The 25,261-nt window shown below is 70.0% G+C and carries 23 protein-coding genes and 1 tRNA gene; 16 read left to right on the top strand and 8 right to left on the bottom strand.

The genetic code is table 11. The features are described 5' to 3' along the window. The first annotated feature begins 1 nt into the window (after position 1). Together ACFWCK_RS08020 and ACFWCK_RS08025 are read left to right on the top strand one after the other, a co-directional pair. Positions 2–1,012: an alpha-ketoacid dehydrogenase subunit beta gene (locus ACFWCK_RS08020; protein WP_378805368.1), complete on the top strand. Its 1,011-nt coding sequence runs from the start codon at positions 2–4 to the stop codon at positions 1,010–1,012. Then, positions 1,009–2,397 (top strand): dihydrolipoamide acetyltransferase family protein, encoded by a 1,389-nt coding sequence (locus ACFWCK_RS08025; protein WP_378805370.1) that lies wholly within the window; start codon positions 1,009–1,011, stop codon positions 2,395–2,397. The genes ACFWCK_RS08020 and ACFWCK_RS08025 overlap by 4 nt, the downstream gene beginning before the upstream one ends. A 33-nt stretch (positions 2,398–2,430) precedes the next feature. Here the strand turns inward: ACFWCK_RS08025 and ACFWCK_RS08030 are convergent, their stop codons facing one another. The 3 genes from ACFWCK_RS08030 to ACFWCK_RS08040 form a co-directional block, all read right to left on the bottom strand. Beyond that, on the bottom strand, positions 2,431–3,714 hold the full coding sequence (locus ACFWCK_RS08030; protein ID WP_378805962.1) for a nitrate/nitrite transporter: 1,284 nt from the start codon (positions 3,712–3,714) through the stop codon (positions 2,431–2,433). 111 nt (positions 3,715–3,825) lie between these two features. Beyond that, entirely contained in the window at positions 3,826–4,410 is a 585-nt protein-coding gene (locus tag ACFWCK_RS08035) for a histidine phosphatase family protein (RefSeq protein WP_378805371.1), read from the bottom strand. Next, positions 4,407–5,243: a Sir2 family NAD-dependent protein deacetylase gene (locus ACFWCK_RS08040; RefSeq protein WP_378805372.1), complete on the bottom strand. Its 837-nt coding sequence runs from the start codon at positions 5,241–5,243 to the stop codon at positions 4,407–4,409. Before ACFWCK_RS08040 ends, ACFWCK_RS08035 begins: the two co-directional genes overlap by 4 nt. A 113-nt stretch (positions 5,244–5,356) precedes the next feature. Between ACFWCK_RS08040 and ACFWCK_RS08045 the strand changes: the two genes are divergently transcribed. Beyond that, positions 5,357–6,169 carry a TrmH family RNA methyltransferase gene (locus ACFWCK_RS08045; protein ID WP_378805374.1) on the top strand — a complete coding sequence of 271 codons (813 nt, stop codon included), beginning with the start codon at positions 5,357–5,359 and terminating at the stop codon, positions 6,167–6,169. Positions 6,170–6,205: 36 nt separating this feature from the next. On the opposite strand, the gene ACFWCK_RS08050 is transcribed toward ACFWCK_RS08045, so the two are convergent. Both ACFWCK_RS08050 and ACFWCK_RS08055 read right to left on the bottom strand, forming a co-directional pair. Next, positions 6,206–7,030, bottom strand: coding sequence for an SGNH/GDSL hydrolase family protein (locus tag ACFWCK_RS08050; RefSeq protein ID WP_378805375.1), 825 nt, complete (start codon positions 7,028–7,030; stop codon positions 6,206–6,208). Between the two features lie 69 nt (positions 7,031–7,099). Further along, positions 7,100–8,359 (bottom strand): LCP family protein, encoded by a 1,260-nt coding sequence (locus ACFWCK_RS08055; protein ID WP_378805376.1) that lies wholly within the window; start codon positions 8,357–8,359, stop codon positions 7,100–7,102. Positions 8,360–8,520: 161 nt separating this feature from the next. Here ACFWCK_RS08055 and ACFWCK_RS08060 point away from each other — a divergent pair, with 161 nt between their 5' ends. Both ACFWCK_RS08060 and ACFWCK_RS08065 read left to right on the top strand, forming a co-directional pair. Then, positions 8,521–10,263 (top strand): DEAD/DEAH box helicase, encoded by a 1,743-nt coding sequence (locus ACFWCK_RS08060; protein WP_378805378.1) that lies wholly within the window; start codon positions 8,521–8,523, stop codon positions 10,261–10,263. A gap of 163 nt (positions 10,264–10,426) precedes the next feature. After that, positions 10,427–11,536 carry a VIT1/CCC1 transporter family protein gene (locus tag ACFWCK_RS08065; RefSeq protein WP_378805379.1) on the top strand — a complete coding sequence of 370 codons (1,110 nt, stop codon included), beginning with the start codon at positions 10,427–10,429 and terminating at the stop codon, positions 11,534–11,536. Positions 11,537–11,658: 122 nt separating this feature from the next. On the opposite strand, the gene ACFWCK_RS08070 is transcribed toward ACFWCK_RS08065, so the two are convergent. Beyond that, a tRNA-Leu gene (locus ACFWCK_RS08070) sits at positions 11,659–11,743 on the bottom strand. A 109-nt stretch (positions 11,744–11,852) separates the two neighbouring features. Between ACFWCK_RS08070 and ACFWCK_RS08075 the strand changes: the two genes are divergently transcribed. Together ACFWCK_RS08075 and ACFWCK_RS08080 are read left to right on the top strand one after the other, a co-directional pair. Then, positions 11,853–13,154 carry a M20/M25/M40 family metallo-hydrolase gene (locus tag ACFWCK_RS08075; RefSeq protein ID WP_378805380.1) on the top strand — a complete coding sequence of 434 codons (1,302 nt, stop codon included), beginning with the start codon at positions 11,853–11,855 and terminating at the stop codon, positions 13,152–13,154. A 69-nt stretch (positions 13,155–13,223) separates the two neighbouring features. Further along, entirely contained in the window at positions 13,224–14,048 is an 825-nt protein-coding gene (locus tag ACFWCK_RS08080) for an undecaprenyl-diphosphate phosphatase (protein WP_233309438.1), read from the top strand. Between the two features lie 50 nt (positions 14,049–14,098). Here the strand turns inward: ACFWCK_RS08080 and ACFWCK_RS08085 are convergent, their stop codons facing one another. Then, the gene (locus ACFWCK_RS08085) at positions 14,099–14,950 is read right to left on the bottom strand and encodes a PAC2 family protein (RefSeq protein WP_378805382.1); all 852 of its coding nucleotides are present in this window, start codon (positions 14,948–14,950) and stop codon (positions 14,099–14,101) included. A gap of 92 nt (positions 14,951–15,042) precedes the next feature. Here ACFWCK_RS08085 and ACFWCK_RS08090 point away from each other — a divergent pair, with 92 nt between their 5' ends. The 9 genes from ACFWCK_RS08090 to lnt are packed head-to-tail and all read left to right on the top strand — an operon-like array spanning position 15,043 to position 24,849. Next, complete coding sequence (locus ACFWCK_RS08090; protein ID WP_308192500.1) at positions 15,043–15,729, top strand: HAD family phosphatase; 687 nt, start codon at positions 15,043–15,045, stop codon at positions 15,727–15,729. Further along, positions 15,726–16,757, top strand: a complete 1,032-nt coding sequence (locus ACFWCK_RS08095) for a tRNA (adenine-N1)-methyltransferase (RefSeq protein ID WP_378805383.1) — start codon at positions 15,726–15,728, stop codon at positions 16,755–16,757. Before ACFWCK_RS08090 ends, ACFWCK_RS08095 begins: the two co-directional genes overlap by 4 nt. A gap of 10 nt (positions 16,758–16,767) precedes the next feature. Then, on the top strand, positions 16,768–17,676 hold the full coding sequence (locus ACFWCK_RS08100) for an FKBP-type peptidyl-prolyl cis-trans isomerase (RefSeq protein ID WP_378805384.1): 909 nt from the start codon (positions 16,768–16,770) through the stop codon (positions 17,674–17,676). Then, entirely contained in the window at positions 17,677–18,663 is a 987-nt protein-coding gene (locus ACFWCK_RS08105) for a helix-turn-helix transcriptional regulator (protein WP_378805386.1), read from the top strand. After that, entirely contained in the window at positions 18,660–19,649 is a 990-nt protein-coding gene (locus ACFWCK_RS08110) for a helix-turn-helix transcriptional regulator (RefSeq protein WP_378805387.1), read from the top strand. Before ACFWCK_RS08105 ends, ACFWCK_RS08110 begins: the two co-directional genes overlap by 4 nt. A gap of 37 nt (positions 19,650–19,686) precedes the next feature. Beyond that, positions 19,687–19,971, top strand: coding sequence for a Sec-independent protein translocase subunit TatA (gene tatA, locus ACFWCK_RS08115; RefSeq protein WP_233309444.1), 285 nt, complete (start codon positions 19,687–19,689; stop codon positions 19,969–19,971). Between the two features lie 59 nt (positions 19,972–20,030). Beyond that, on the top strand, positions 20,031–20,786 hold the full coding sequence (tatC, locus tag ACFWCK_RS08120) for a twin-arginine translocase subunit TatC (RefSeq protein ID WP_233309445.1): 756 nt from the start codon (positions 20,031–20,033) through the stop codon (positions 20,784–20,786). Next, complete coding sequence (locus ACFWCK_RS08125) at positions 20,783–23,257, top strand: RNA helicase (protein ID WP_233309446.1); 2,475 nt, start codon at positions 20,783–20,785, stop codon at positions 23,255–23,257. The genes tatC and ACFWCK_RS08125 overlap by 4 nt, the downstream gene beginning before the upstream one ends. Further along, entirely contained in the window at positions 23,254–24,849 is a 1,596-nt protein-coding gene (lnt, locus tag ACFWCK_RS08130; RefSeq protein WP_378805388.1) for an apolipoprotein N-acyltransferase, read from the top strand. The genes ACFWCK_RS08125 and lnt overlap by 4 nt, the downstream gene beginning before the upstream one ends. Here the strand turns inward: lnt and ACFWCK_RS08135 are convergent. Continuing rightward, positions 24,846–25,229, bottom strand: a complete 384-nt coding sequence (locus ACFWCK_RS08135) for an RNA polymerase-binding protein RbpA (protein ID WP_233309448.1) — start codon at positions 25,227–25,229, stop codon at positions 24,846–24,848. The two genes, lnt and ACFWCK_RS08135, sit on opposite strands and share 4 nt — an antisense overlap. Between the last annotated feature and the right edge of the window lie 32 nt (positions 25,230–25,261).

Consider the following 25,261-nt stretch of genomic DNA (forward strand, 5'->3'; position numbering starts at 1 on the left):
CATGACGCAGATGACGATGGGTAAGGCGCTCGGCGCCGCCCTCTCGCAGGCACTGGCCGACGACCCGAAGGTCGTGCTGCTCGGCGAGGACATCGGCAAGCTCGGCGGCGTCTTCCGCATCACGGACGGGCTGCTGGACGAGTTCGGCGCGGAGCGGGTGATCGACACGCCGCTGGCCGAGTCCGGCATCGTCGGCACGGCGGTGGGCCTCGCGATGCGCGGCTACCGGCCCGTGGTCGAGATCCAGTTCGACGGATTCGTCTACCCCGCGTTCGACCAGATCGTGTCCCAGGTGGCCAAGCTGCACTACCGCACCCAGGGCACGGTTCCCATGCCGATCACCATCCGGATCCCCTGGGGCGGCGGGATCGGCGCCGCCGAGCACCACTCCGAGTCGCCCGAGGCCTACTTCGTGCACACGGCGGGCCTGCGTGTGGTCGCCGTGTCGAACCCGCAGGACGCGTACACCTGCCTGCGCCAGGCCATCGCGAGCGACGACCCCGTGATCTTCTTCGAGCCGAAGCGTCTGTATCACGCCAAGGGCGAGGTGGATCTGGAGACCCCGCTCGCGGACGCGCCGCCCATGGGGCTCGCCCGGGTGGTGCGCGAGGGCAACGACGTCACGGTCGTGACCTACGGGGCCATGGTCCGCACCGCGCTCGATGCCGCGGAAGCCGCGGAGGCGGAGGGGCGTTCGCTCGAGGTCATCGACCTGCGCTCGCTGTCACCAGTCGACTACGGCACGGTGTGCGCCTCGGTGCGCCGTACGGGCCGTGTCGTGGTCGTGCACGAGGCCGCGCGCGAGGCGGGTGTCGCCGCCGAGGTCATCGCCAGCATCACGGAGAAGTGCTTCACCTGGCTCGAGGCGGCGCCGCTTCGCGTCACCGGCCACGACATCCCCTACCCGCCGGCCAAGTTGGAGAAGTTCCATCTGCCGGACCTCGACAGGATCCTCGACGCGGTCGACCGCGTCTGCGACGACGAGCAGCTGCTGGAGGGAGTGGACCGATGAAGCAGGAGTTCCTTCTCCCCGACCTCGGCGAGGGCCTCACCGAGGCCGAGATCGTGCAGTGGCTCGTCGCCGAGGGCGACACCGTCACCCTGAACCAGACTCTCGCGGAGGTCGAAACCGCCAAGGCGATCGTCGAGCTGCCTTCGCCGCACGCCGGTGTGATCACCTCGCTGCACGCCGCGGCCGGCGACGTCGTGCTCGTGGGAGCACCGCTGGTCGGCTTCGAGATCGAGGGTCAGGCCGTGACGACGCCCGGGACTCCGGCGACCGCCGAGGTCGAGGAGGGCTCGGGGCCGAATCTCGTCGGCTACGGTGCCGCGCCGTCGACCGGTCGGCCGCAGCGTCGAGCACGCCGGGCCGTTGCCGGAGCCGCGTCCGCGGCGACCGCGGTCGCCTCCGACGTCGACGTGCGGGTCGCCGCGCCGCACGACGACATCGCCGTGGTGCCGGCCCCGCCCGTGCGCGGCGAGCGTCCGCGATCCACCCCGCCGGTACGCGCCTACGCGAAGGGCCTGGGCGTGGACCTCGTGCTCGTCTCCGCCGAACTCGGCGACCGGGTGATCACCCGTGCCGACGTGGACGCCTACCGTGAGCGCATCGGTCAGCGCGGCGCCGGCGGCCCCCTCGAAACGGTCGAGGTCTCGACTCCGTCCGCAGCGCCCGCCCAGGCGGTGCGGGGGGAGCGCGCCACCACCCGCATCCCCATCAGAGGCGTGCGCAAGCACACGGCCGAGGCGATGGTGCAGAGCGCGTTCACGGCTCCGCACGTGACCACGTTCCACACCGTCGACGTCACCGCGACGACCGACCTCATCGCCTCGCTGCGGGCGAGCGCCAAACCGGACGCGCCGCGGATCGGGGTGCTCACCGTGGTCGCGAAGGCCGTGTGCCTGGCGCTCTCCGCCTTCCCGGGGCTGAACTCGCGATGGGACGGCGAGGCGGGCGAGATCGTGCAGCAGCACTTCGTGGATCTGGGCATCGCCGCGGCCACGGAGCGCGGGCTGATCGTGCCGATCATCCGCGATGCCGAGCGCATGCCCCTGGGGGAGCTCGCGGCGGCGGTCGCCGAGCTCACCCGTACGGCGCGCAGCGGCAAGACTCCGCCGGCTGACCTCGTCGGGGGCACGTTCTCGCTCACCAACATCGGCGTGTTCGGGATCGATGCCGGCACCCCGATCCTGCCGCCGGGGCAGACTGGCATCCTCGCGCTCGGCGCGGTGCGGCGCCTGCCGTGGGAGCACAAGGGCGAGGTCGCGCTGCGCGATGTGATGACGCTCAGCCTGTCGTTCGATCACCGGATCGTGGACGGGGCCGAGGGTGCGCAGTTCCTCAAAGCTGTCGCCGATGTGCTGCAGGAGCCCGGCCGGGCGATGCTGCTCGGTTGAACGTCGCTGGCCGCGCGGTCGCTGATCGCGCGGTCAGTCGTTCCGGGGAGGGCGGTCCAGACCCAGGACCCGCCGGGTCAGGCGCCGCTCCCGCACGATGAAGACCGTGCCGAGCACCCAGAGCGGGATCTGGGTGAGGAACGCCCACCGGAACGCCTCCAGCGAGTAGGTGGTCGGCGTGCCCGCGCCCTGCAGATCGAGCGCGAGACCGATCAGGAAGATCGCGACGAGGGCGGCCAGGAAGCCGCCGCCGTTGACCACGCCGGTGGCGGTGCTCAGCCGATGCTGCGGATTGTGCGTGCGCGCGTGGTCGAACGCGACCATCGACGCGGGTCCGCCGGTGGCGAGTGCGATCGCCAGCAGGATGAGCAGCCACAGCGGCGCCGTGCCGGGCCACAGGATCACGGCGAGCCAGACGAGCACCTGGAGCGCGATCGTCGGCAGCACGAGCATGAGGGACCGGCTCGTCGGATGACGGGCGGACAGCGCACCGAGGACGGGACCGAACAGGATCCCGAAGATGACGTAGACCGTGGTCACCAGCGAGGCCGCGCCGATCGAGAGTCCCTCGCCGTTCGTGAGGAACGGGATGCCCCACAGCATCATGAAGGCCGTGCCGGCGAACGGGGTCGTGAAGTGTGTCCAGAAGCCCAGCCGGGTGCCGGGGTGGGCGAGTGCCTCGCGCAGCGACACGCGCAGGTCCGCCTGAGAGGTGACGACGCGGATCGCACCGGTGTCGGTGTTCACCGAGACGTCCTGGGTGAGCTCGGGAGGGCGGTTGCGGATCAGCGCGAACACGAGCACGGTGAACAGCACGCCGAGCCCGGCGAGAGAACCGAATGTGACGGACCACGAGGTCGAGTGCAGCAGCACGGGCAGGGGGAGGAGCGCGACGAGCTGACCGAGCTGGCCGACGATGCCGGTCAGCTGCGCCATCAGCGGGCCCCGTTGCGCCGGGAACCAGATCGCGACGAGGCGCAGCACGCCGGGGAAGATCGCGGCGTCGCCGGCGCCGAGGATCATGCGCGCGACGATCGCGACGCCGACATTCGGCGCGAACGCCATCACGAGCTGGCCCACCGCCATCAGCAGCATTCCGGCGACCATGATCGGCCGAGAACCGAAGCGGTCCAGCAGCAGGCCGACCGGGATCTGCATGAGTCCGTACACCGCGAGTTGGAGCACGGCGAAGAGCGACAAGGTCGACGCATCCGCTTGGAACAGGTGCGCGGCGTCCACCCCGACCGCGGACAGCGACGTGCGATTCGTGATCGACACGACGTAGGCCGATACACCCACGATCCAGATCAGCCACATCCGCCAGGTCGGTGCAGGGGCGGGATTCACGGCTCTCCTCGGGTCGGCGGCGTCTTCGATCCTACGCCCGGCGCCGTTTCCGATCGGGGCGCCGCCCCGCGGGATCGACGTTCAGACGACGGCGGCGTCGAGCAGTCTCAAGCCGCCGCCGTCCATCGCGAAGCGGTGCACGGATCCGTTGCCGAGCCGCTCGCCGGGTGCCGGCAGCGTGCCGCCCGAGGCGTGCTCGAGCAGGGCGCGGATGACGCCGCCGTGGGTGCACACGAGCACGAACTCCACTCGCGGGGCGGAGCGTCGGCGGGCCGCGAGGTCGATCCGGGCGAGCGAGGCGAGCGCGCGGTCCGTCAGCTGCGCGGTGGTCTCGGCCCCGGGCACGTCATCGTGACGTGCTCCGAACCGCTCCCGGTACTGATCCCAGAGCAGCCCTTCCGCTTCGCCGAACTCGTGCTCGCGCATCCCCACGGTGATCAGCGGCACGGCGAGCCCGAGCTCGCGGGCGATGATCTCCGCGGTCTCGATGGCGCGGACGAGCGGGCTCGCATAGACGTGATCGAAGGGCTGGCCGGCGAGGCGCACGGCGGCGGCGCGCGCCTGGGCGCGACCGGTGTCGTTCAGCGGGATGTCGGTGGACCCCTGGATCCGGCCATCCAGATTCCAGTCGGTCTGGCCGTGGCGGATGAGAGTGATGAGGGTCACGTGAGCAGCTCCTGGAGGGCGGGGAGGACGACGCTCGTGGATGCCGCGATGGTCGCGGAGGCCCAGGCATCGGCCCTGGTGGGCTCGAGGTTGACGATGACGATGGGGAGGCTGCGGCGGCGTGCGCGCTCGATGATGCGGATGCCGGAGTTCACCACCAGCGAGGAACCGGCGACGACCAATGCGTCGCCCGAGCGCAGCAATGCCTCCGCAGTCGCGAACCGCTGGGCCGGGATGAACTCGCCGAAGAAGACGACGTCGGGCTTGAGCGGCCCTGCGCAGACCGTGCAGATCGGCAGGAAGAAGCCCGCGGTCGTTTCGGGCCTGACATCGCCGTCCGGGCCGAGCAGCACGTCGTCCGGAACGTCGAGCCAGGCGTTGCGGCTCTCGATCTGCGCGGCCACGGCGTCGCGGGAGAAGCTCTGGCCGCACTGCAGGCACAGCACGGTGCGCATGGTGCCGTGCAGCTCGACCACGCGTGCGGAACCGGCGGCCAGATGCAGGCCGTCCACGTTCTGCGTGATGACGCCGACCGCATGCCCGTCTCTCTCGAGTCCGGCGATGGCGTGGTGGCCGGGGTTCGCCGCAGCGGCGCCGAACGAGCGCCAGCCGAGATGGCTGCCCAGCCAATACCGACGCTGCGCCTCCTGCGAGCCCAGGAACGTCTGCACGGTCATGGGCGTGCGCCGTGGCATCGATCCGGCGCCGCGATACGCCGGGATGCCCGAGTCGGTGGAGAGGCCGGCGCCGGTGAGGAACGCGATGCGGCGGTCGGCGAGGAGTTCCGCGACGGGCTCGAGCTGCGCGTGCAGCGACGGCGTGCTGGTGTTCATCCGACCTCCTCGCCCGAGTCTACGGGCGCGTTGACGGACAGCGGCCGAGTCGCCGATGCGTGCCGATGGCGTGCAGAACTCGTCGGACCCGAGCGACCTGGAAGAGTGGATCCGTGCATGAGACCCGCATCGACGACCCTGCAGATCCTCGACTCGACGACTACCGCGGGCTCACCGACACGGCGTTGCGCACTCGCGGCGACGTCGACGGCGGGCTGTACATCGCCGAATCGCTCAAGGTCATCGAGCGCGCTGTGCGCGCGGGGCATCGCCCGCGCTCCGTCCTGACCCAGGAGCGCTGGCTGGACGGTCTGCGCGCGCTCTTCGGGGATGCCGATGTCGAAGCGTACGTCTGCCCGGACGCCGTGGTCGAGGCCGTGGCCGGGTTCCCCGTGCACCGCGGCGCGCTGGCGGCCATGCACCGGCCCTCGCTCCCGACGCTCGCAGACGTGGTGCGCGGGTCGCGCACGATGCTGGTGCTGGAGGATCTCATCGAGCACCAGAACGTCGGATCGGCCTTCCGCGCCGCGGCGGCCCTCGGCGCCGATGCGGTGCTGGTCTCCGCCCGCTGCGCGGACCCGCTGTACCGCCGCAGCGTGAAGGTCAGCACCGGCACGGTGTTCCAAGTGCCGTGGACGCGGTTCGACAGCTGGGACGAACTGGTGCCGATCCTGCGGAGCGAGGGGATCCGGCTCGCCGCGCTGGCGCTGCAGGACGACGCCGAGACGCTCGATGCCTATGCCGCACGGCGCCCCGAACGCGTCGCTCTCGCGTTCGGATCCGAGGGACCCGGCCTGACCGCCCAGGCGGTGGCGGCCGCGGACGCCGTGGTGACCATCCCCATGGCCGGTGGCGTGGACTCGCTCAATGTCGCCTCGACCGCGGCTGTCGCGCTCTGGGCGCTGCAGCATCCGCCGCGCGGCTGAACGGCCGTTCGCCGTCCCGCCCACGCGGTCTCCGGGTCACTCGTCGTGCGGCAGCACCACGGGCAGCGGCTCGGGGCGCTTGGCCTCGATGCTGTCTCCGGACGACTGGTGGCGCAGGCGTCGCAGCACCCACGGCACCAGGTGCGTGCGCGCCCAGATCAGGTCCTCGCTGCGGGCCTCCCGCCAGGTGCGTGCGGGGAACGGGTCGGCGACCATCTCCTGCAGGTCGCTGGGCACGTTCAGGGCGCGCAGCACCATACGGGCGACCTCGTGATGGCCGAGCGGGTTCATGTGCAGCCGGTCGTCGGCGAAGAAACGCGGATCCTGGATGATCTTCAGGCCCCACTGATCGGCGACGATGCAGTCGTGCCGCTCGGCGATCGCGCGCACGTTCTCGTTGTAGATCGCGACCTTTCCGCGGAACGGGCGGAACACGGGGGTGAAGTTGGTGTCGATGCCGGTGAACAGCACGATCGCCGCGCCCGTGCGATCGAGGCGCGTGACCATGTCGTCGAGCAGCACGGCGATCTCGTCGGGATCGGTCCCCGGGCGGATGACGTCGTTCCCCCCGGCGCAGAGCGTGATCAGATCGGGGTTCAGTGCGATCGCCGGGGCGATCTGCTCATCGCTGATCTGACCGATGAGCTTGCCGCGCACGGCGAGGTTGGCGTACGCGAAGTCCTCGCTCTGCGCGCCGAGCACCTCCGCGACGCGATCGGCCCAGCCGCGGTGGCCCCCCGGGGCCGTCGGATCGGGGTCGCCGATGCCTTCGGTGAACGAGTCGCCGATCGCCACATAGCGGTGCCATGGGTGCGGCGTCTCATTGGGGACGTACGGGGTGCGCGGTTCGTGACCGGACATGATCCTCTCCTCCTCGCGGGCGCCTGCTCGGCGCGGCACAGCATCCGAGACTACCCGCGCACGTGGGGATCAGCCGCTGGTGTCGCCGTTCGTGCAGGTCTGCTGGGCCGCCGTGCTGCCGCGCACGTTGTCGGAGAGCGGGACTGCGGAAGCGGCCGGCGTCGGCGTCGAGGTCGGAGCCGCCGAGCCGGCGGGACCGGGCGTCGGCGCGTCCGTGGGCGTCGTCGGTTCGACCGTGACCCCGTCGTTCACCGTGTTCTGGTGCGTGATCAGGACCGGTTGGTTCGCCGCGACGGCGGACCAGAGCGTCTGCGCGGAGGGGGCATCCGGGATGACGCGGTTGGGGTTGTCGGGGTCGGTGACGTTCGGATACTGGATGAACGTGATGTCTGAGGGCTGCACGTCCTTGACGGCGAGGGCGAGCTGAAGGATCGTGGCCGGGTTCTTGAGAGTCGTGCTGGCCTCGAGGTTCGTCAGCGCGATCGTGGCGATCTTGAGCACTTCGGGCACGTTCGACAGCACCTTCCCACTCGTGAGCTGGCGGGCGAGGCTGGCCAGATACTGCTGCTGGTTGCCGATGCGCGCGAGGTCGCTGCCGCTCACGAGGCCATGCCTGGTGCGCAGGAACTGCAGCGCCTGGAGGCCCTGGATCGTGTGCTCGCCGGCGCTCAGGTTGAGGCCCGTGTAGGCGTCGTCGATCGGGGTGGCGAGGCAGACCTGGACTCCGCCGATCGCGTTCGTTATGTCGATCACGGTGCCGAAGTTCACTGCGGCGGCGAAGTCGACCTGCTGCCCGGACAGCGCCGACACCGTCTTGGCGACGCAGGACAGCCCGCCCTCGTCATAGGTCGTGTTGATCTGGGCGGCGCTCTGCGCGGACACGTTCGTGCCGTCCTTCGCCGTGCACGACGGCACGGGCACGATCATGTCGCGCGGGAAGCTCACGACCGTGATGCGGCGCGGTGAGTTCGAGACGTGCATGAGCACGGTCACGTCGTTGTTCACGCTCGACGCGTCGGGGCCATCGCAACGGCCGGGGAACAGGTCCGCGTACTTCGGTTCGCAGGCGTCGATGCCGACGACGAGCAGGTTGAAGCCGTTCTTGTACGCGCCGATGTCGGGCGCGGTCGTGGGACCGCCTTCGAGCTGCACGCTGTTGTGCGCCACCGCTGCGGTGAGATCGCTGACCACATATCCGACCACGGCCGCGGTGCTCACCAGGACCACGGCGAGGGCGATGCCGAGTGCGCGGAGTGCTCGCGCCCAAGCGCGTGGCCGTCGTGCAGAGCTGTGCTGGGCGATCGGGCGCGCCGAACGGTGTCGTGTCACAGAGATTCCTTCGGGCAGGGCGCTCCGAATGGAATGCCGGCTCGCACTCTAGGGTCGCCCGTCGTGGATCCGCTGAGCCGATCCCTTGGGAATGCTGAGACCGGCGTCGAGGGATCCGACGCGCCCGGGAATGTCAGCCGCCTCGTCTATCGTGGAATCCCATGCTCTCCCCGTCCTTCCCTCAGCGCGCGCCCTGGGGCACCGCAGACAGGCTGAGGGCATGGCAGCGCGAAGCTCTGGAGGAGTACTTCCGGATCCCCGAGCGCCGGGACTTCCTCGTCGCCGCGACGCCGGGCGCCGGCAAGACCACGTTCGCGCTCACGCTCGCGGTCGAGCTGCTGCGCACGAACGAGGTCGACCGGGTGATCGTGGTCGCGCCGACCGAGCACCTCAAGACGCAGTGGGCCGACGCCGCCGCGCGGGTGCACATCCGCCTGGATCCGCGGTTCCGCAACAGCCATTGGGCGCCCTCCCGCCAGTACCACGGCGTCGTCGTCACGTACGCGCAGGTCGCTGCGAAGTCATCGGTGCACAAACACCTCACGGAGGACGCGCGCACGCTCGTCATCCTCGACGAGGTGCACCACGGCGGTGATGCCCTCAGCTGGGGCGACGCCATCCGCGACGCCTACGGGTCGGCGAAGCGACGTCTGCTGCTGTCAGGAACTCCGTTCCGCAGCGACACCGCGCCGATCCCGTTCGTCGAGTACCTGCCCGACGAATCGGGTGCCCGGATCTCCAGCACGGATTACGCGTACGGCTACGGTCGGGCGCTGCAGGACGGCGTGGTCCGCCCTGTGCTGTTCCACATGTACGCGGGAAAGATGCGCTGGCGCACGAGCGCCGGCGACGAGCTCGAGGCGCACCTCGGCCAGGACAACACCAAGGACGTCACCTCTCAGGCCTGGCGCACGGCGCTGGACCCGGAGGGGGAGTGGATGCCCGCCGTGCTCTCTGCCGCCGATCGGCGGCTCACCGAGATCCGCCATCATGTCCCCGATGCGGGCGGTCTCGTGCTCGCGACCGATCAGACGGTCGCCCGCGCGTATGCCAAGATCCTGCACTCGCTCACGGGGCAGCGCCCCACCGTCGTGCTGAGCGACGATGCGACCGCCTCGGAGCGGATCGAGAAGTTCAGCGCGTCGGGCGACCGTTGGATGGTGGCCGTGCGCATGGTGTCCGAGGGCGTGGACGTGCCCCGCCTCGCGGTCGGCGTGTACGCCACGTCGTCGTCGACGCCGCTCTTCTTCGCGCAGGCCATCGGCCGCTTCGTGCGCGCCCGCCGTCGCGGCGAGGCGGCGAGCGTGTTCCTGCCCAACGTCCCCGTGCTCATGAAGCTCGCCAACGAGCTCGAGCGGCAGCGGGACCACGCCCTGGATCGGCAGTCGAAGGACGAGGACGGGCTCGAGGATTCGCTGCTGGAGAGCGCGAACCGCGAGGAGGACGCCTCTGATGCACTCACCCAGGAGTTCAGCTATCAGGCGATCTCCTCGCTCGCGCATTTCGACCGCGTCGTCTTCGACGGCAAGGAGTTCGGCCAGCTCGCCGAGCCTGGCACGCCCGAGGAGGAGGAGTTCATCGGGATCCCGGGCCTTCTCGAACCCGAGCACGTGCACGAGCTGCTCATGCAGCGGCAGTCGCGGCAGTCGCGGCTGCGGGAAGCGCGCGAGGCCGTCACCCCGGCGCCCACCACGACGCTGCCGGAGCCGCTGCACCGCACCCTGCGCGAGCAGCGGCAGCTGCTGAACAGTCTCGTCGGCGTCTATGCGCGCCAGACCGGCGACCCGCACGGTGCCGTGCACGCCGAACTGCGCCGGCTGTGCGGCGGCCCCGCGGTGGCGCAGGCCACTGTGACGCAGCTGCAGTCGCGCATCGATCTGCTGCGCCGACGCGTGCGCTCCTGAGCCGATTCCGCCTCGGAGCGATCGGCCTCTGAGCAGGTCGCGCGGACGCGCCCGGAATCTCCCGGTTCGGATCCCCGAAATGCTGTCAATCCCCGTCCTGGCGCGGATCCGCGGGGCCTGGATCGATAGCGTGGAACGGTTGCCCCGATCCGTGAAGGACGTCATGAACACCCCTGCTCCTGTCCCCGCCGAGCCCACAGCGGCCGACCGCCGTCGCTGGGCGCGCTACCTCGTCGAGGAGCGCGCGGAGGCGCATGTCTATCAACAGCTCGCCCAGCGCCGCGAAGGCGAGGAACGCGAGATCCTGCTCGAGCTCGCCGCCGCCGAGGGGCGCCACGAGGCGCACTGGCTCGAGCTGCTCGGCGGAGAGCCGCACCGTCTTCCGCGTCCCGGCCTGCGCACCCGGATCCTCGGCTGGATGGCGGGGCGCTTCGGATCCATCTTCGTGCTCGCACTCGCGCAGAGCGCCGAAGCGCGATCCCCGTACGACTCCGAGGCATACGCCACACCGGCCATGCGTGCGGATGAGAAGGTGCACTTCGAAGTGGTCCGCGGGCTCGCCGCGCGTGGTCGGCGCCAGCTCTCCGGGTCCTTCCGGGCCGCGGTGTTCGGCGCGAACGATGGTCTGGTGAGCAACCTCGCGCTCGTGCTCGGCATCGGCGCCACCGGTGTGAGCAGCGGGTTCGTGCTGTTCAGCGGCTTCGCGGGCCTGCTCGCCGGGGCGCTCTCGATGGGGGCGGGCGAGTTCGTGTCCGTGCGCTCGCAGCGCGAGCTGCTGGAGGCCACCGAGGAGAACGGGCACGGCGACGCCACCGCGAGCGACCTCGACCTCGATGAGAACGAGCTCGCGCTCGTGTACCGGGCGAGGGGCATGGACGCCGACGAGTCGCTGCAGCGCGCCCGCCGCGTCGTGAGCGCGGCCAAGGCCGGAATGGCGCAGCGGGCCACCGGCCCGCTGCGCGTGCCGATCGCCGATGGCGATGAGCACGAGATCATCGGCAACGCCTGGCCGGCCGCGATCTCGAGCTTCCTGCTCTTCGCCTCCGGCGCGATCGTGCCGGTGCTGCCGTGGATCTTCGGCATGCAGGGCACGCCGGCGGTGCTCCTGGCCCTCGCGCTCGTCGGGATCGCCCTGCTCGGCACCGGTGCGACCGTCGGGGTGCTCTCCGGCGGGCCGCCGCTGCGGCGCGGTCTGCGCCAGTTGGCGATCGGATTCGGCGCCGCCGCGGTCACCTACGTGCTGGGTCTGCTGTTCAACGTCAGCGTCGGCTGACCCACGGCGGATACGAGGAGAGCCGGGATCGCTGATCCCGGCTCTCCTCGTATCCGCCCATCGACTGGCCGGGCACGAAGAAGGCCCCGGATCCTTTCGGACCCGGGGCCTTCCTACCAGCGTGCGCGAGGGGGGACTTGAACCCCCACGCCCTATTCGGGCACTAGCACCTCAAGCTAGCGCGTCTACCTATTCCGCCACCCGCGCTGGTGTTTTCGGCTGTTCCCAACCGAAGATCGAGATTAGCACGATCCTGGGGTCTGCTCGAACCAGGGTGCACGTCGGGCGCGTCGCAGGGGTTCGATAGCCTGGTGCAATGCCCCAGACGGATGCCGGACTTCCCGAGGTCGCGCGGATCGCCGCCGAGCTCATCCGTTTCGACACGTCCAACTTCGGCGGCGGCGACGCGAAGGGCGAGCGGGAGGCCGCGGAGTACGTCGGGGCCTACCTGGAGTCGCTCGGCCTGCAGCCGGAGTACTACGAGCCGATCCCGCGGCGGACGAACGTCATGGCGCGGGTGGAGGGTCGGAACAAGGACAAGCCGGCGCTCGTCGTGCACGGGCATCTCGACGTCGTGCCCGCGATGGCGGGGGATTGGAGCGTGGACCCGTTCGCCGGCATCGTGCAGGACGGCATGCTCTGGGGCCGCGGCGCAGTCGACATGAAGAACATGGACGCGATGATCCTCACGTCCGTGGCCGAGATCCTGCGGGCGGGCGAGCAGCCCGAGCGCGACCTGATCCTGGTGTTCTTCGCCGATGAGGAGAACGGCGGCGTCGAGGGCTCCGCCCTTGTCGTGCAGAACCGGCCCGAGTGGTTCGCGGGGGCGTCCGAGGCGATCAGTGAGGTCGGCGGATATTCGATCCCCGTCGGAGACCAGCGCGCCTACCTGCTGCAGGTGGGGGAGAAGGCGCTGATGTGGATCCGCCTCATCGCGAAGGGGCGTGCCGGGCACGGCAGCCGCTTCCATCCCGACAACGCGGTGACGAAACTCGCCGACGCCGTCGCCGCGATCGGCCGCACCTCGTGGCCGATCCAGCTCACCGACACCACTCGCGACTTCCTCGACCGGATGAGCGCGCTGACAGGCCTTCCCGTGGACGACCCCGATGCCCTGGCCGCGACGGCGGGGCCCGCCGAGGCGTTCCTGCGCTCCACGCTGCGCACGACGACGAACCCCACCGTGCTGCAGGCCGGTTACAAGCACAACGTCATTCCCGAGCGCGCCGAGGCGCTCATCGACGTGCGTGTGATCCCGGGCCAGGAAGAGGACGTGCTCGGGCAGCTGCGCGCACTCGTCGGCGACGACATCGAGCTCGAGATGGTGGTGCAGGACATCGGCATGGAGACGCCGTTCGCCGGTCCTCTCGTCGACGCCATGGTCGCGGCGCTCGAGCGGCACGATCCGGGCGTCCCCGTCATCCCGTACCTGCTCGGCGCGGGCACGGACAACAAGGCGCTCGCGTTCCTCGGCATCACGGGCTACGGCTTCGCGCCGCTGAGACTGCCCGCCGATCTCGACTTCACCGGCATGTTCCACGGCGTGGACGAGCGCGTGCCGATCGATTCGCTGGTGTTCGGGCAACGCGTGCTGACCGACCTGCTGCGCACCTACTGACCGCCGCTCCGGTTCACGACCACAGACCGACCTCCCCGCGCGAGCCTGCGCACGACGCGAAAGCGATCCATGCACCTTCTCGAAGCCATCTTCCTGGGGATCGTCCAGGGCCTCACCGAGTTCCTGCCGATCTCCTCCAGCGCGCATCTGCGCATCGTCGGCGCCTTCCTGCCGAGCGCACAGGATCCCGGCGCGGCGTTCACCGCGATCACCCAGATCGGCACCGAGGCCGCCGTCGTGGTGTTCTTCTGGCGCGACATCGTCCGGATCATCGGGAACTGGTGGGCCGCCCTGATCGGCCGGATCCCGCGCAACGACCCCGATGCCAGGATGGGATGGCTGATCATCATCGGCAGCATCCCGATCGTCGTGCTCGGCCTGGTCTTCAAGGACCAGATCGAGACCGTGTTCCGTTCGCTGTGGCTGGTCGCGATCATGCTCATCGTGTTCGGCGTGCTGCTCGGCGTCGCGGACGCGATCGGGGCGCGTCGGCGCACCCTCAAGGACCTCACCCTCGGTCACGGCATCGTGTACGGCCTCGCGCAGTCCCTCGCGCTGATCCCTGGCGTCTCCCGATCGGGCGGCACGATCACGGCGGGCCTGCTGCTCGGCTATGAGCGCGAGGCGGCCGCGCGCTACGCGTTCCTGCTCGCGATCCCGGCCGTCTTCGGATCCGGCGTCTATCAGGCGGTCAAGAGCATCGGCGAGCCGAGCGTGTTCTCCGCGGGCGAGACCCTCGCCGCCACGGGCATCGCCTTCGTCGTGGGCCTGGGCGTCATCGCGTTCTTCATGCGCTGGATCTCGCAGCGCAGCTTCCTGCCGTTCGTGGTCTACCGGATCCTGCTCGGCATCGTGCTCATCGTCCTGCTCGCGCTCGGCGTGATCAAGCCCTGACCGCGCGTCCGCCCGCGCGGGCGGATCGGAATCCGTGCGGGCGCGACGGCTCAGCGCTTGTGCTCGCCCGGACCCTCGCCGTTGCGACGGAAGAACCGCTCGAAGGCCTGTGCGATCGCCTCGCCCGAGGCGTCGGGGGATTCCCAGGTGTCGCGCTTCGTCTCGAGCTGCGCGATGTAGGCGGCCATCTCCTCGTCCTCCGCGGCGGCGGCGTCGATCGTCGCCTCCCACATGGCGGCTTCGGTCGACAGCGATCCTCGCGGCACGTCGATCCCGGTCACCTCGTGCAGTCGGTCCAGCAGGGCCAGCGTCGCCTTGGGGGACGAGCCGCCGGTCTGCACGTAATGGGGCACGTTGGCCCAGAGCGACAGCGCGGGGATCCCGGCCTCCTCCGCAGCGTGCTCGAGAGCGGAGAGTATTCCGATCGGGCCCTCGTACGTCGAGCGCTCGATGCCGAGCGCCTCGCGGACCTCGGCGTTCTCGCTCGACGCGAAGATCGAGATGGGGCGGGTGTGCGGCACGTCTGAGAGCATCGCGCCGAGTGTCACGAAGCCCGTGACGTCCTCGCTGAGTGCCGCGTCGATGAACTCGGCGCTGAACGCCTGCCATGCCCGCGCGGGCTCGGTGCCGGTCAGCAGCCACAGCCTCGGCTCGGTGCTCTCCGGGGCTCCGGCGGGCCGCAGCATCCGTGCCGAGGGCCAGCGGAGGCTGCGATTGCCCTCCTGGTCGCGTTCGAGCGTCGGGCGGGCCCACTGGTAGTCGAAGTACAGCTCGGGATCGGCCGCGTGCACGAGGGAGTAGCCGCCGTCGTCGATCTGCTCGGCAGCGGCTGATGCGGCCTCTCCGGCGTCGTTCCAGCCGTCGAAGGCGGCGACGACGATCCGGGTTCCGAGTACCTGCACAGTGTTCCTTCCTGCGGCGACCTGCGCCGTGTGTTCCGTCCAGGCTAGTCCCCGCCACCGTCGGCGGCGCGGGCCGCCGGTACGATGGGGGAGTGAATCAACACCCTCGCGCGGTCCTCTGGGACATGGACGGAACCCTTGTCGACACCGAACCGTACTGGATGGACGCCGAGACTGATCTCATCGAGTCCTTCGGCGGCACCTGGACCCATGAGCAGGCTCTGCAGCTGGTCGGCAACGGCCTGATCGACAGCGCGATCATCCTCCAGGGCGCCGGTGTCGAGATGGGTGCCCAGGAGATCGTGGACGAGCTCACCGAGCGCGTGCGCGTGCGTCTGCAGCAGGACGGCGTGCCGTTCCGGCCGGGCGCGCGGGAGCTGCTGCGCGAGCTGCGCGAGGCGGGCATCCGCACGGCTCTGGTCACCATGTCGCTGCGCCGCATGGCCGAGGACATCGTGTCGCTCATCGGTTTCGACGCGTTCGACGTGATCGTCGGCGGCGATGACGTCGAGCGTCCCAAGCCCTTCCCGGACCCCTATCTGCAGGCGGCCGACGCGCTCGGCGTCGACATCGCCGACACCGTGGCGCTCGAGGATTCGCGCACCGGATTGCAGGCCGCCGTATCCGCCCGTACGGTCGCGATCGGCGTGCCGCACATCGTCGCCCTCGACGGTCTCGATGCAGATGCCATCTGGGACTCGCTGGACGGGCGCGGAGTCGACGACCTCGCCGTCGAGTTCACCCGTGTCCGCGCCGCCCGCGCGGAGGCGGCCCTGTGAGCGCGCAGAGGCCCAGCGGCCCGTTCCGTGAGGGCGATCGCGTGCAGCTGACGGGCCCCAAGGGCCGGATGCACACCGTCACGCTCCGCGCGGAGGGCGAGCTGCACACGCACCATGGCGTTCTGCGTCACCGCGATCTCATCGGCCTGCCGGACGGCTCCGTCGTCGCCAACAGCTCGGGCAACGAATACCTCGCGCTGCGTCCGCTGCTGCGCGACTTCGTCATGTCCATGCCGCGCGGCGCGGCCATCGTGTATCCCAAGGATGCGGCGCAGATCCTGACCCAGGCCGACATCTTCCCCGGTGCGACCGTCGTCGAAGCCGGTGTCGGGTCCGGGGCCCTCTCGTTGTCCCTGCTGCGAGCGATCGGACCGAGCGGACGCCTGGTGTCCTTCGAGCGTCGCGACGACTTCGCCGACGTCGCCCGCGCCAACGTGGAGACCTTCCTGGGTGAGCTCCCCGAGACCTGGAGCGTCGTCGTGGGCGATCTTCAGGAGCAGTTGCCCACCGAGTTCTCGGCCGGCACCGTCGATCGGGTCGTGCTGGACATGCTCGCGCCGTGGGAGTGCATCGACGCGGTCGCGGAGGCACTCGCCCCCGGCGGCGTGGTGCTCTGCTACATCGCCACCGCCACGCAGCTCTCCCGGGTCGCCGAGTACGTCCGCGGCACGGGCCTGTTCACCGAGCCGGAGTCCTCGGAGACCATGGTCCGCGGCTGGCACGTCGAAGGCCTGGCGGTGCGGCCGGATCACCGGATGGTCGCGCACACGGGCTTCCTCATCACCGCCCGCCGACTCGCCCCCGGCGCCATTCCGCCTGATGTGAAGCGCCGTGCGGCGAAGAAGCCCAGCTACGGCGACGAGGACGTGGAGCTGTGGACTCCCGGCGCCGTGGGCGATCGCGAGATCACCGACAAGAACCTGCGCAAGCGCGTCCGCGAGGCGCAGCGGGCAGCAGGCGGTGCGCGACTGGCGGCGTCCGGCGACGCGGAGGCGGAAGGAACCGAAGGGGCGGATCCGTCCGCATAGACTGGAGCGCGTGCGTAAGACTGCCGCTGCTCTGATCACCCTCGGCCTGGCCGCCCTCGCGTTGGCCGGCTGCTCCGCAGGTCCGTCCTTCGCCGGACAGGCCTGCCCGACGCAGCCGAAATCGTCCGGCCTCACCGACTCCGTGACGGTGAAGGGCGACTTCGGCGCCGAGCCGACCGTCACCATCGCGTCACCCACCAAGGTGCAGAAGGCGAGCGTCGACGACCTCATCGTCGGGACGGGCACTCCCATCACCGCGAAGAACCAGCCGATCGTCGTGGACATCGCGCTGTACGACGCGCGGACCGGGCAGAAGATCGGCGCGACCGGTTTCGACAAGACGACGGCGGCCTCGGACGTGAACAGCCTGGCGTCCCAGGCGAAGCCGCTCGGCGACGCGCTCCAGTGCGCGACCGCGGGGTCGCGTCTGCTCGTCGGCTTCCCCGCGGGCACCGCTGCGGAGGACGCCGCTGTCGCGGTGCTCGACGTGCGCACGGTGTTCCTGCCGCATGCAGAGGGCTCGCTGGAGTACAACGACGCCCTGGGCCTGCCCACCGTCGTCCGCGCGCCCGACGGACGCCCTGGCATCATCATCCCTGACGCCAAGAAGCCCACCAAGCAGGTCGTCCAGACCCTCATCCACGGCGACGGGCCCAAGGTGAAGAAGACCGACGGAGTCCGCGTGCAGTTCACCAGCGTGGACTGGGACACGCGCAAGGTCGTCAACAGCACGTGGGACTCCCAGTCCGCGGTGATCTCCGGTGCCGCCGGCATCGAGGGGCAGACCGTCGGATCCCAGGTGCTCCTGATCGTTCCGCCGGCCGACGCGAGTGCGGGCACGGGCAGCGACGGCAACGGCACCCAGGCGATCGTCGTCGACATTCTCGGCATCGACAACTCCTCCACGACGGGCCAGTAAATGGCGGAACGGATCCCCGCGGAGGAGCGTCTGACGAATCTCGTCGTGGCGCTCATGGCCACGGAGATCGGGCTGACCAAGCAGCAGATCCTCGCGTCCGTCTCGGGCTACCGCCAGCGTGCGGAGGGCAAGGCGGACGCACTGGACAAGATGTTCGAGCGCGACAAGGAAGAGCTGCGCGCGCTGGGCATCCCGATCGAGACGCTGGGCGACCACGCCGATCCGAATGATCTGCGTGAGGCGCGCTACCGCATTCCGAAAGCGGAATACGACCTGCCCGTCGACATCGAGTTCACCCCGGCCGAGCTCGCCGTGCTCCGCCTGGCCGGAAGCGTCTGGAGCGAGGAGTCCCTGTCCGCCGATGCCCAGGCCGGGGTGCGCAAGATCCGCGCTCTGGGGATCGACGTGGATGAGCCGATCATCGGCTTCGCACCGCGCATCACCGCGCGCGATGCGGCCTTCGCCCCGCTGCAGGGCGCGATCGAGCGCAGCGTCGGCGTCGCCTTCGACTACCTGAAGCCGGGGGAGCAGGCGCCTCGCCGGCGCCGTGTGCAGCCGCTCGCCCTGGTGGAGTACGAGGCGCGCTGGCATGTTTTCGGCCGCGACGTGGACGCCGAGGGCGACCGCATGTTCCTCCTCACCCGCATCGTGGGAGACGTGACGGTCACGAACGATGCCTTCCCCGCCGAGCTGCGGGAGGGCGCCGGGGAGCGGGCGCTCGCGAGCCTGGAAGCGGTCGCCGCCGCGCACTCCGCCCTGCTGGAGGTCACCCCCGGCACGGAGGCGGCGCTGCGTCTCGGCCGGCGCGCTGAGCCGGCCGTGCAGGGCATCCGCGTGCGCTACGTGGATCTGCACATCTTCGCGGATGAACTAGCCTCGTACGGGCCGGAGGTGCGTGTCGTGGAGCCCGCCGTGCTCCGCGATGCGGTGATCGTGCGTCTACGTGCGGCGGTCGCGGCGCATGCAGACGTGAAGGAGCGTTCATGATGGCGCAGCGCAGACCTCTGCTGAGCTCGGACCGCGTCCGCGCCTACCTCACGCTCGTTCCGTATCTGCTCGAGCGCGGCGAGGTGTCGCTGGCCGAGGCCGCGGCGGAGTTCGACATGACCGAGGCGCAGATGCGGGCCATGGTCGAGAAGCTCACGGTGATCGGGCTGCCCGGGGACGAGGGTTACTGGCAGGCGCCGCAGGAGCTGTTCGACATCAACTGGGACCTGCTGGACGAGCAGGGCATCATCGAGATCACCAACGACGTGGGCCTGCGCCGCGTGCCGAAGTTCACCGCACGCGAGGCCGCCGCGCTGGTCGCCGGCCTGCAGCTCGCCTCGGCGGTGCCGGGTGTCGCGGACTCCACGGTGGTGCAGACTCTCATCACGAAGCTCTCGCGGGGTGCCGCAGGGCTGCCCGCGGACGTCATCGTCGCGCCGGGGCCGGTCGACGAGGTCCGCACGGTCGTCGCGACCGCCCTGAACGAGCACGTCGCGGTGTCGTTCACCTACCGCGCGCCGGATGCGGCACCGACGACGCGCACGGTCGACCCGGTCACGGTGCTCATCACGAACGGGCAGTGGTACCTGCAGGGCTGGTGCCACCTGCGCCGCGCGATGCGCACATTCCACCTGGACCGTGTCAGCGAGCCGCGACTCACCGACATCGCGATCACGCACGGCGATGAGCCCGTGCCCGAGCTGTTCGCCGGCGACGGGGAGAGCGACGAGGCGGTGATCCGCTTCCCGGAGCGCCTCGCACCGCTCCTGCGCGACTATCTGCGCCGCGCCGATGCCGGCGTCCAGGGCTCCTCCATGACCGCTACGCTTCATGTGGGGGACCCGCTCAGCCTCAAACGGCTGGCCGCTCGTTTCGGCGGCGCGGTGGAGATCCTCGAACCCGCATCGGCGCGTTGCGCCGCTCGGGAATGGGCTGCCGCAGCACTTGCGCTGTACTCCGAACAAACCACCTCGCAGTCACGGTAGACTGTGCGCAACACCCGATCCATCAAGGGAGATCATCATGTTCGCCGGACTCAACGGATGGCATCTGGTCATCATCCTCGCCGTCATCCTGCTGTTGTTCGGCGCGGCCAAGCTTCCCGCGCTCGCGAAGAGCATGGGACAGTCGGCCCGCGTCTTCAAGGGTGAGATGAAGGCCATGAAGGACGAGGACGCCGCGGCCTCCGCGACTGATGCCGCCGCATCCACGCAGGCGCCCGCCACGACGGCTCTGCCGACTCCCGTGCAGAACACGGCCGACACCACCGCCGTCAACCCGCCGCACGACGCCGGTACCCAGCGCTGACGGGCGTGACCGACGCGTCACCGGCGACGAAGGGGCGGAAGCCGCGTCGCGACAAAACCATGCCCCTCGCGGGGCACCTCGTCGAGCTGAGGAAGCGGCTGGTCATCGCAGCCGCCGCTCTCCTCGTCGGGATGATCGTCGCGTTCCTCGTGACGGACCCGATCATCAGCTTCGTCACCGAACCGATCCGTCAGGTTGCGAAGGAACGTGGTGACAACTTCGCCGCGCTGAACTTCGGAACGGTGACTGCCGCATTCGACATGCGGATGAGGATCGCGTTCTCGATCGGCATCTTCCTGTCGGCGCCGGTCTGGTTGTGGCAGATCTGGGCATTCATCATGCCCGGCCTGACGAAGAAGGAGATCCGCTACACGGTCGGTTTCGTCGCCTCTGCCGTGCCGCTGTTCTTCGCCGGCTGCTATGTGGGCGTGCTCGTCATGCCGCACATCGTCGAACTCATGTGGGGCTTCACGCCGAAGGGCGCGGCCAACCTCTACAACGCGCAGGATTACTACGACTTCGTCTTCAAGCTGATGCTCGTGATCGGGATCTCGTTCATCATCCCCGTGTTCCTCGTCGCGTTGAATTTCGCCGGCATCATGTCAGGGCGGGCGATCCTCAAGGCCTGGCGGATCGCGATCCTGATCGCGTGCCTGTTCGCGGCCCTGGCGACCCCCGCCGCCGACGTGGTCAGCATGCTGATGCTCGCCGGCATCCTGATCGTGCTGTACTTCGCCGCGGCGTCCCTGTCGTTGCTCTTCGACAGGCGCAAGCACAAGCGTCAGCAGGAGTTCCTCGAGGAGTCCACGGCATGACGTCGCCGGCGGATCGCTACGCCGCCGCCCGCGCCGCTCAGGACCACCCCGCCACGACCGCCTTCGCGGCGATGCAGCGCTTCCAGCTGGACCCGTTCCAGATCGAAGGCTGCCACGCCCTGGAGCGCGGCAGCAGTGTGCTCGTGGCGGCGCCGACCGGCGCGGGCAAGACGATCGTCGGCGAGTTCGCGATCCACCAGGCGATGTCGACCCCGTCGGACAAGGCGTTCTACACGACGCCGATGAAGGCGCTGTCGAACCAGAAGTTCCGTGAACTGGTCGACGTGTACGGTGCGGACCAGGTCGGGCTGCTCACCGGAGACGTCAACATCAACGGCTCCGCGCGCATCGTGGTGATGACCACCGAGGTGCTGCGCAACATGATCTACGCGGACTCCCGCGCCCTCGACGATCTCCGCTACGTGATCATGGACGAGGTGCACTACCTCGCCGATCGCTTCCGCGGCGCGGTGTGGGAAGAGGTCATCATCCACCTGCCGCGGAGCGTGCGGATCGTGGCGCTCAGCGCGACGGTGTCGAACGCCGAGGAGTTCGGCGACTGGCTGGACACGGTCCGCGGCGGCACCGAGGTCATCGTGTCCGAGACCCGTCCGGTCCCGCTCGAGCAGCACGTGCTCGTGCGGGACGACCTGCTCCCGCTCTTCGACGATCGCGCCGGCATCGCCACGGCGCAGGTCAACCAGGAGCTGCTGCGGATCCGTTCGTTCGGCGGTGCGAACTACGAGCGCAACCGCGATGCGCAGCAGTTCCGCAGCGCGCGCCATGCGGGAGCGCAGGGACGGCGCCCGCAACGCGGCGGAAAGCGCCCGGTCCGCTCCGCGAATGTGCGTCGCATCGAGCGGCTGGACCGCCCTCAGGTCGTGGATCTGCTCGACCGTGCGAACCTGCTGCCCGCGATCTTCTTCATCTTCAGCCGCGTCGGCTGCGACTCCGCGGTGCAGCAGGTCCGCCGCTCCGGGCTGCGGCTGACCACGGCCGAGGAGCGCAAGGAGATCCGCGCGATCGTCGAGGACCGGGTGCGCACGCTGCGCGATGAGGACCTCGCCGTGCTCGGCTACTGGGACTGGCTGGACAATCTCGAACGCGGTGTCGCCGCCCACCATGCGGGATTGCTCCCCGCGTTCAAGGAGATCGTCGAGGAGCTCTTCCAGCAGCGTCTGCTCAAGGTCGTCTTCGCGACCGAGACGCTCGCCTTGGGGATCAACATGCCGGCGCGCACCGTCGTGCTCGAGCGCATGGAGAAGTTCAACGGCGAGGCGCGCGTCGCGATCACGTCGGGGGAGTACACCCAGCTGACCGGTCGTGCGGGCCGCCGCGGCATCGATGTCGAGGGACACGCCGTCGTGCAGTGGACCGAGGGCATGGATCCGCAGGCCGTCGCCGCGCTCGCCTCCCGACGCACCTATCCGCTGAACTCCAGCTTCCGGCCGACGTACAACATGGCGGTGAACCTGCTGGACCGGTTCGGGCGCAACCGCTCCCGGGAGGTCCTCGAGTCGTCGTTCGCCCAGTTCCAGGCGGATCGCGCCGTCGTGGGGCTCGCGCGCACCGTTCGCGAGGCCGAGGCGTCGCTCGAGGGCTATCTCGGATCGATGACCTGCGACCGGGGCGACTTCACCGAGTACTCGGGGATCCGGCGGGAGCTCAGCGATCTGGAGAAGAAGAACCGTGCCGATCAGCAGGCCCCGCGCGCGGTGCGCGAGAAGCGGCTGCGTCAGATCGAGTCGCTCCGCCGCGCGATGCAGCGTCATGCCTGCCACCGCTGCCCGGATCGCGAACAGCATGCGCGGTGGGCCGAGCGGTACTGGAAGCTCAAGCGGGAGACCGACCGCACCCGTCGGCAGATCGAGACCCGCACGGGCACCGTCGCCCGCGTCTTCGACCGGGTTCTCGATGTGCTCACCGAGGTCGGCTACGTGCAGGGGAGCGGGGATCAGCTGACGCTCACCGACGCGGGGCGCACCATGCAGCGCATCTACGGGGAGCGCGACCTGCTCGTCGCGGAGTCGCTTCGGCGCGGATTGTGGGACGGGCTGGACGCGCCGTCCCTCGCTGCGATGGCCTGCGCCCTCGTCTACGAGCCGCGGCGCGACGACGGATCGATCGATCCCCGGGATCTGCCGCGGGGTCGCTTCCGCATCGCCTGGGAGCGCACGCAGGAACTCTGGGCGGAACTCGACGACCTCGAGCACGACAACCGGCTGCCCGGATCCGATCGCCCCTCCGCCGGACTCGCCGGGGCGATGCACGCCTGGGCGCGCGGGATGTCCCTCGACGCCGTCCTGGAAGACGCGGACATGGCGGCGGGCGACTTCGTGCGCTGGGCGAAGCAGACCATCGACCTGCTGGACCAGCTCTCCATCGTCGCGCCGAACGCCGACACGGCGCGCACCGCCCGTACCGCACTCGACGGTGTCCGCCGTGGCATCGTCGCCTACTCGTCGATGTGACCGTGACCACCCGCACCATCACGCCGCCCGAGGCACGCGCCGCAGCCCCCGCGCCCCGCCCTGTGCTCCCGCTCTGGGCGGCGCTGCTCGCCGCGGCGGCGGCCGGCGGACTCCTCAACCTGGCGTTTCCCGCACTCTCGATCTGGATCGCGGCCTTCCCCGCCGTGGCGCTCCTGCTGGTCGCACTGATCGGCCGCCGCACCTGGTCCGCCCTGCTGGTCGGCTTCGTGTACGGAGCGGTGTTCTACCTGGTCCTCGTCTCGTGGACGGCGCGCTATCTCGGTCCCGTTCCGTGGCTCGCGCTCGGTCTTCTCGAGGCGGCTCTGACAGCGGTCGCTCTGGTTCCGGTGACGCTCGCGTATCGATGGATCCCCGTCCTCGTCCGTCCGGGTCTGCTCCGCGCCGGCGCGGTGTCCGCGGTGGTGGCTGCGCTGTGGATCGGCCGCGAACTGTTCCTCGGGAACTGGCCGTACGGCGGATTCCCGTGGGCGCGCATCGCCTACACGATGTCCGACACGGCGGCGGCGCGGGTGACGAGTTGGGTCGGGATCAGCGGGCTCGGCTTCCTCATGGTGCTCCTCGTCGCGCTCCTGGTCGAGGTCGTACGCAGGGGACGGCGCCCGCGCGCGGCGGCGCTCGTGATCCCCGCGGCGCTCGTCGCGCTGCTCGCCTTCCTGCCGGCCTTCCCGACGTCGGCGAACGGCACGATGCGGATCGGCGCGGTGCAGGGCAACGGTCCGACCGGGTACTTCGACGAACGGGAACCGCTCGCCGTGCTGAATGCGCAGACGGCGGCGACGGAGCCCCTGTTCGGCAAGCGCATGGATCTCCTGGTCTGGCCGGAAGGCGGCCTCGATGGGGACCCGTTCCAGTACCCGGTGCTCGCCGATGCGCTCGATGAGATCTCTGCGCGCGTGCACGCACCGATCCTCGCGAACGCGGCCACGCAGAAGGGCGATCTGTTCTACAACACCTCGTTCCTGTGGCCGGCCGACAACCACCGTTCACTGGCGAGGGACGATGTGCAGACCCACGCCAAGCGCCACCCGGTGCCGTTCGGGGAGTATGTGCCCGATCGGGCGTTCTTCAACGCGATCGTGCCGGATCTCATCGGCCTGATCGGACGCGAGTACACGCCGGGTACGGATGCGCCGGTCGTCCGCGTCGGAGACACCCCCGTGGGGCTTGCGATCTGCTTCGACGTGATCTATGACGAACTGATCGCGCAGGGGATCGACTCCGGCGCGCAGGTCCTCGTCTTCCAGACCAACAACGCCGACTTCCGCGGCACGGTGGAGAATCTGCAGCAGCTCGGGATCGCGCGCATGCGTGCCGTCGAGACCGGGCGGGCGGTCGTGAACATCTCCACGGTCGGAACCAGTCAGGTGATCCGCGCGGACGGCTCGACGCAGGCCTCGCTGAACGAGGATCGCCCCGGTGCGCTGCTCGAGGATGTCGAGCTGCACACCGGGGCGACCGCGGGTGTTGTCATCGGGCCCTGGCTGGAGCAGATCCTGCTGTGGGGCGGGTTGCTCCTGGTCGTCGTGGCGGGCGTGCTCGCCCGCATACGACGGGGCCGGTGGGTGGCTTAGGCGCCGATCCTCTCGCGGGTCGGGTCCTCGCCGGCACCGCGACGCGCGCGGATGAACGCGAGGCGCTCCTCCAGGAGCTCCTCCAGCTCCGCACGGGTGCGGCGCTCCAGAAGCATGTCCCAGTGCGTGCGTCCGCTCTTGTCGCCGTCCTCCGCGATCTCGACGGACTTGCCGTCGATCTGAAGTCGGGCATCGGCGCCGCACGTGCGGCACTCCCAGGTTGCCGGCGGCTCTGCGTCGGCCGCGAACATCAGGGTGGTCACGTGGCCGCAGGAGTCGCAGGAGTATGCGGTCTGCTGGCGTTCCATGAAGACGACGCCCTCTTCGCTCTGAAGGCTCTGGGCGCCGAGTCGGATTCCTCGAAGGCTGCGATCTGCCATTGTGTGGTCCTCTCGTCGCCCTCAGGTATATC

Origin of the sequence: Microbacterium sp. NPDC060117 (assembly GCF_042729315.1) — a bacterium.
In the GTDB taxonomy this organism is placed as follows: Bacteria; Actinomycetota; Actinomycetes; order Actinomycetales; family Microbacteriaceae; genus Microbacterium.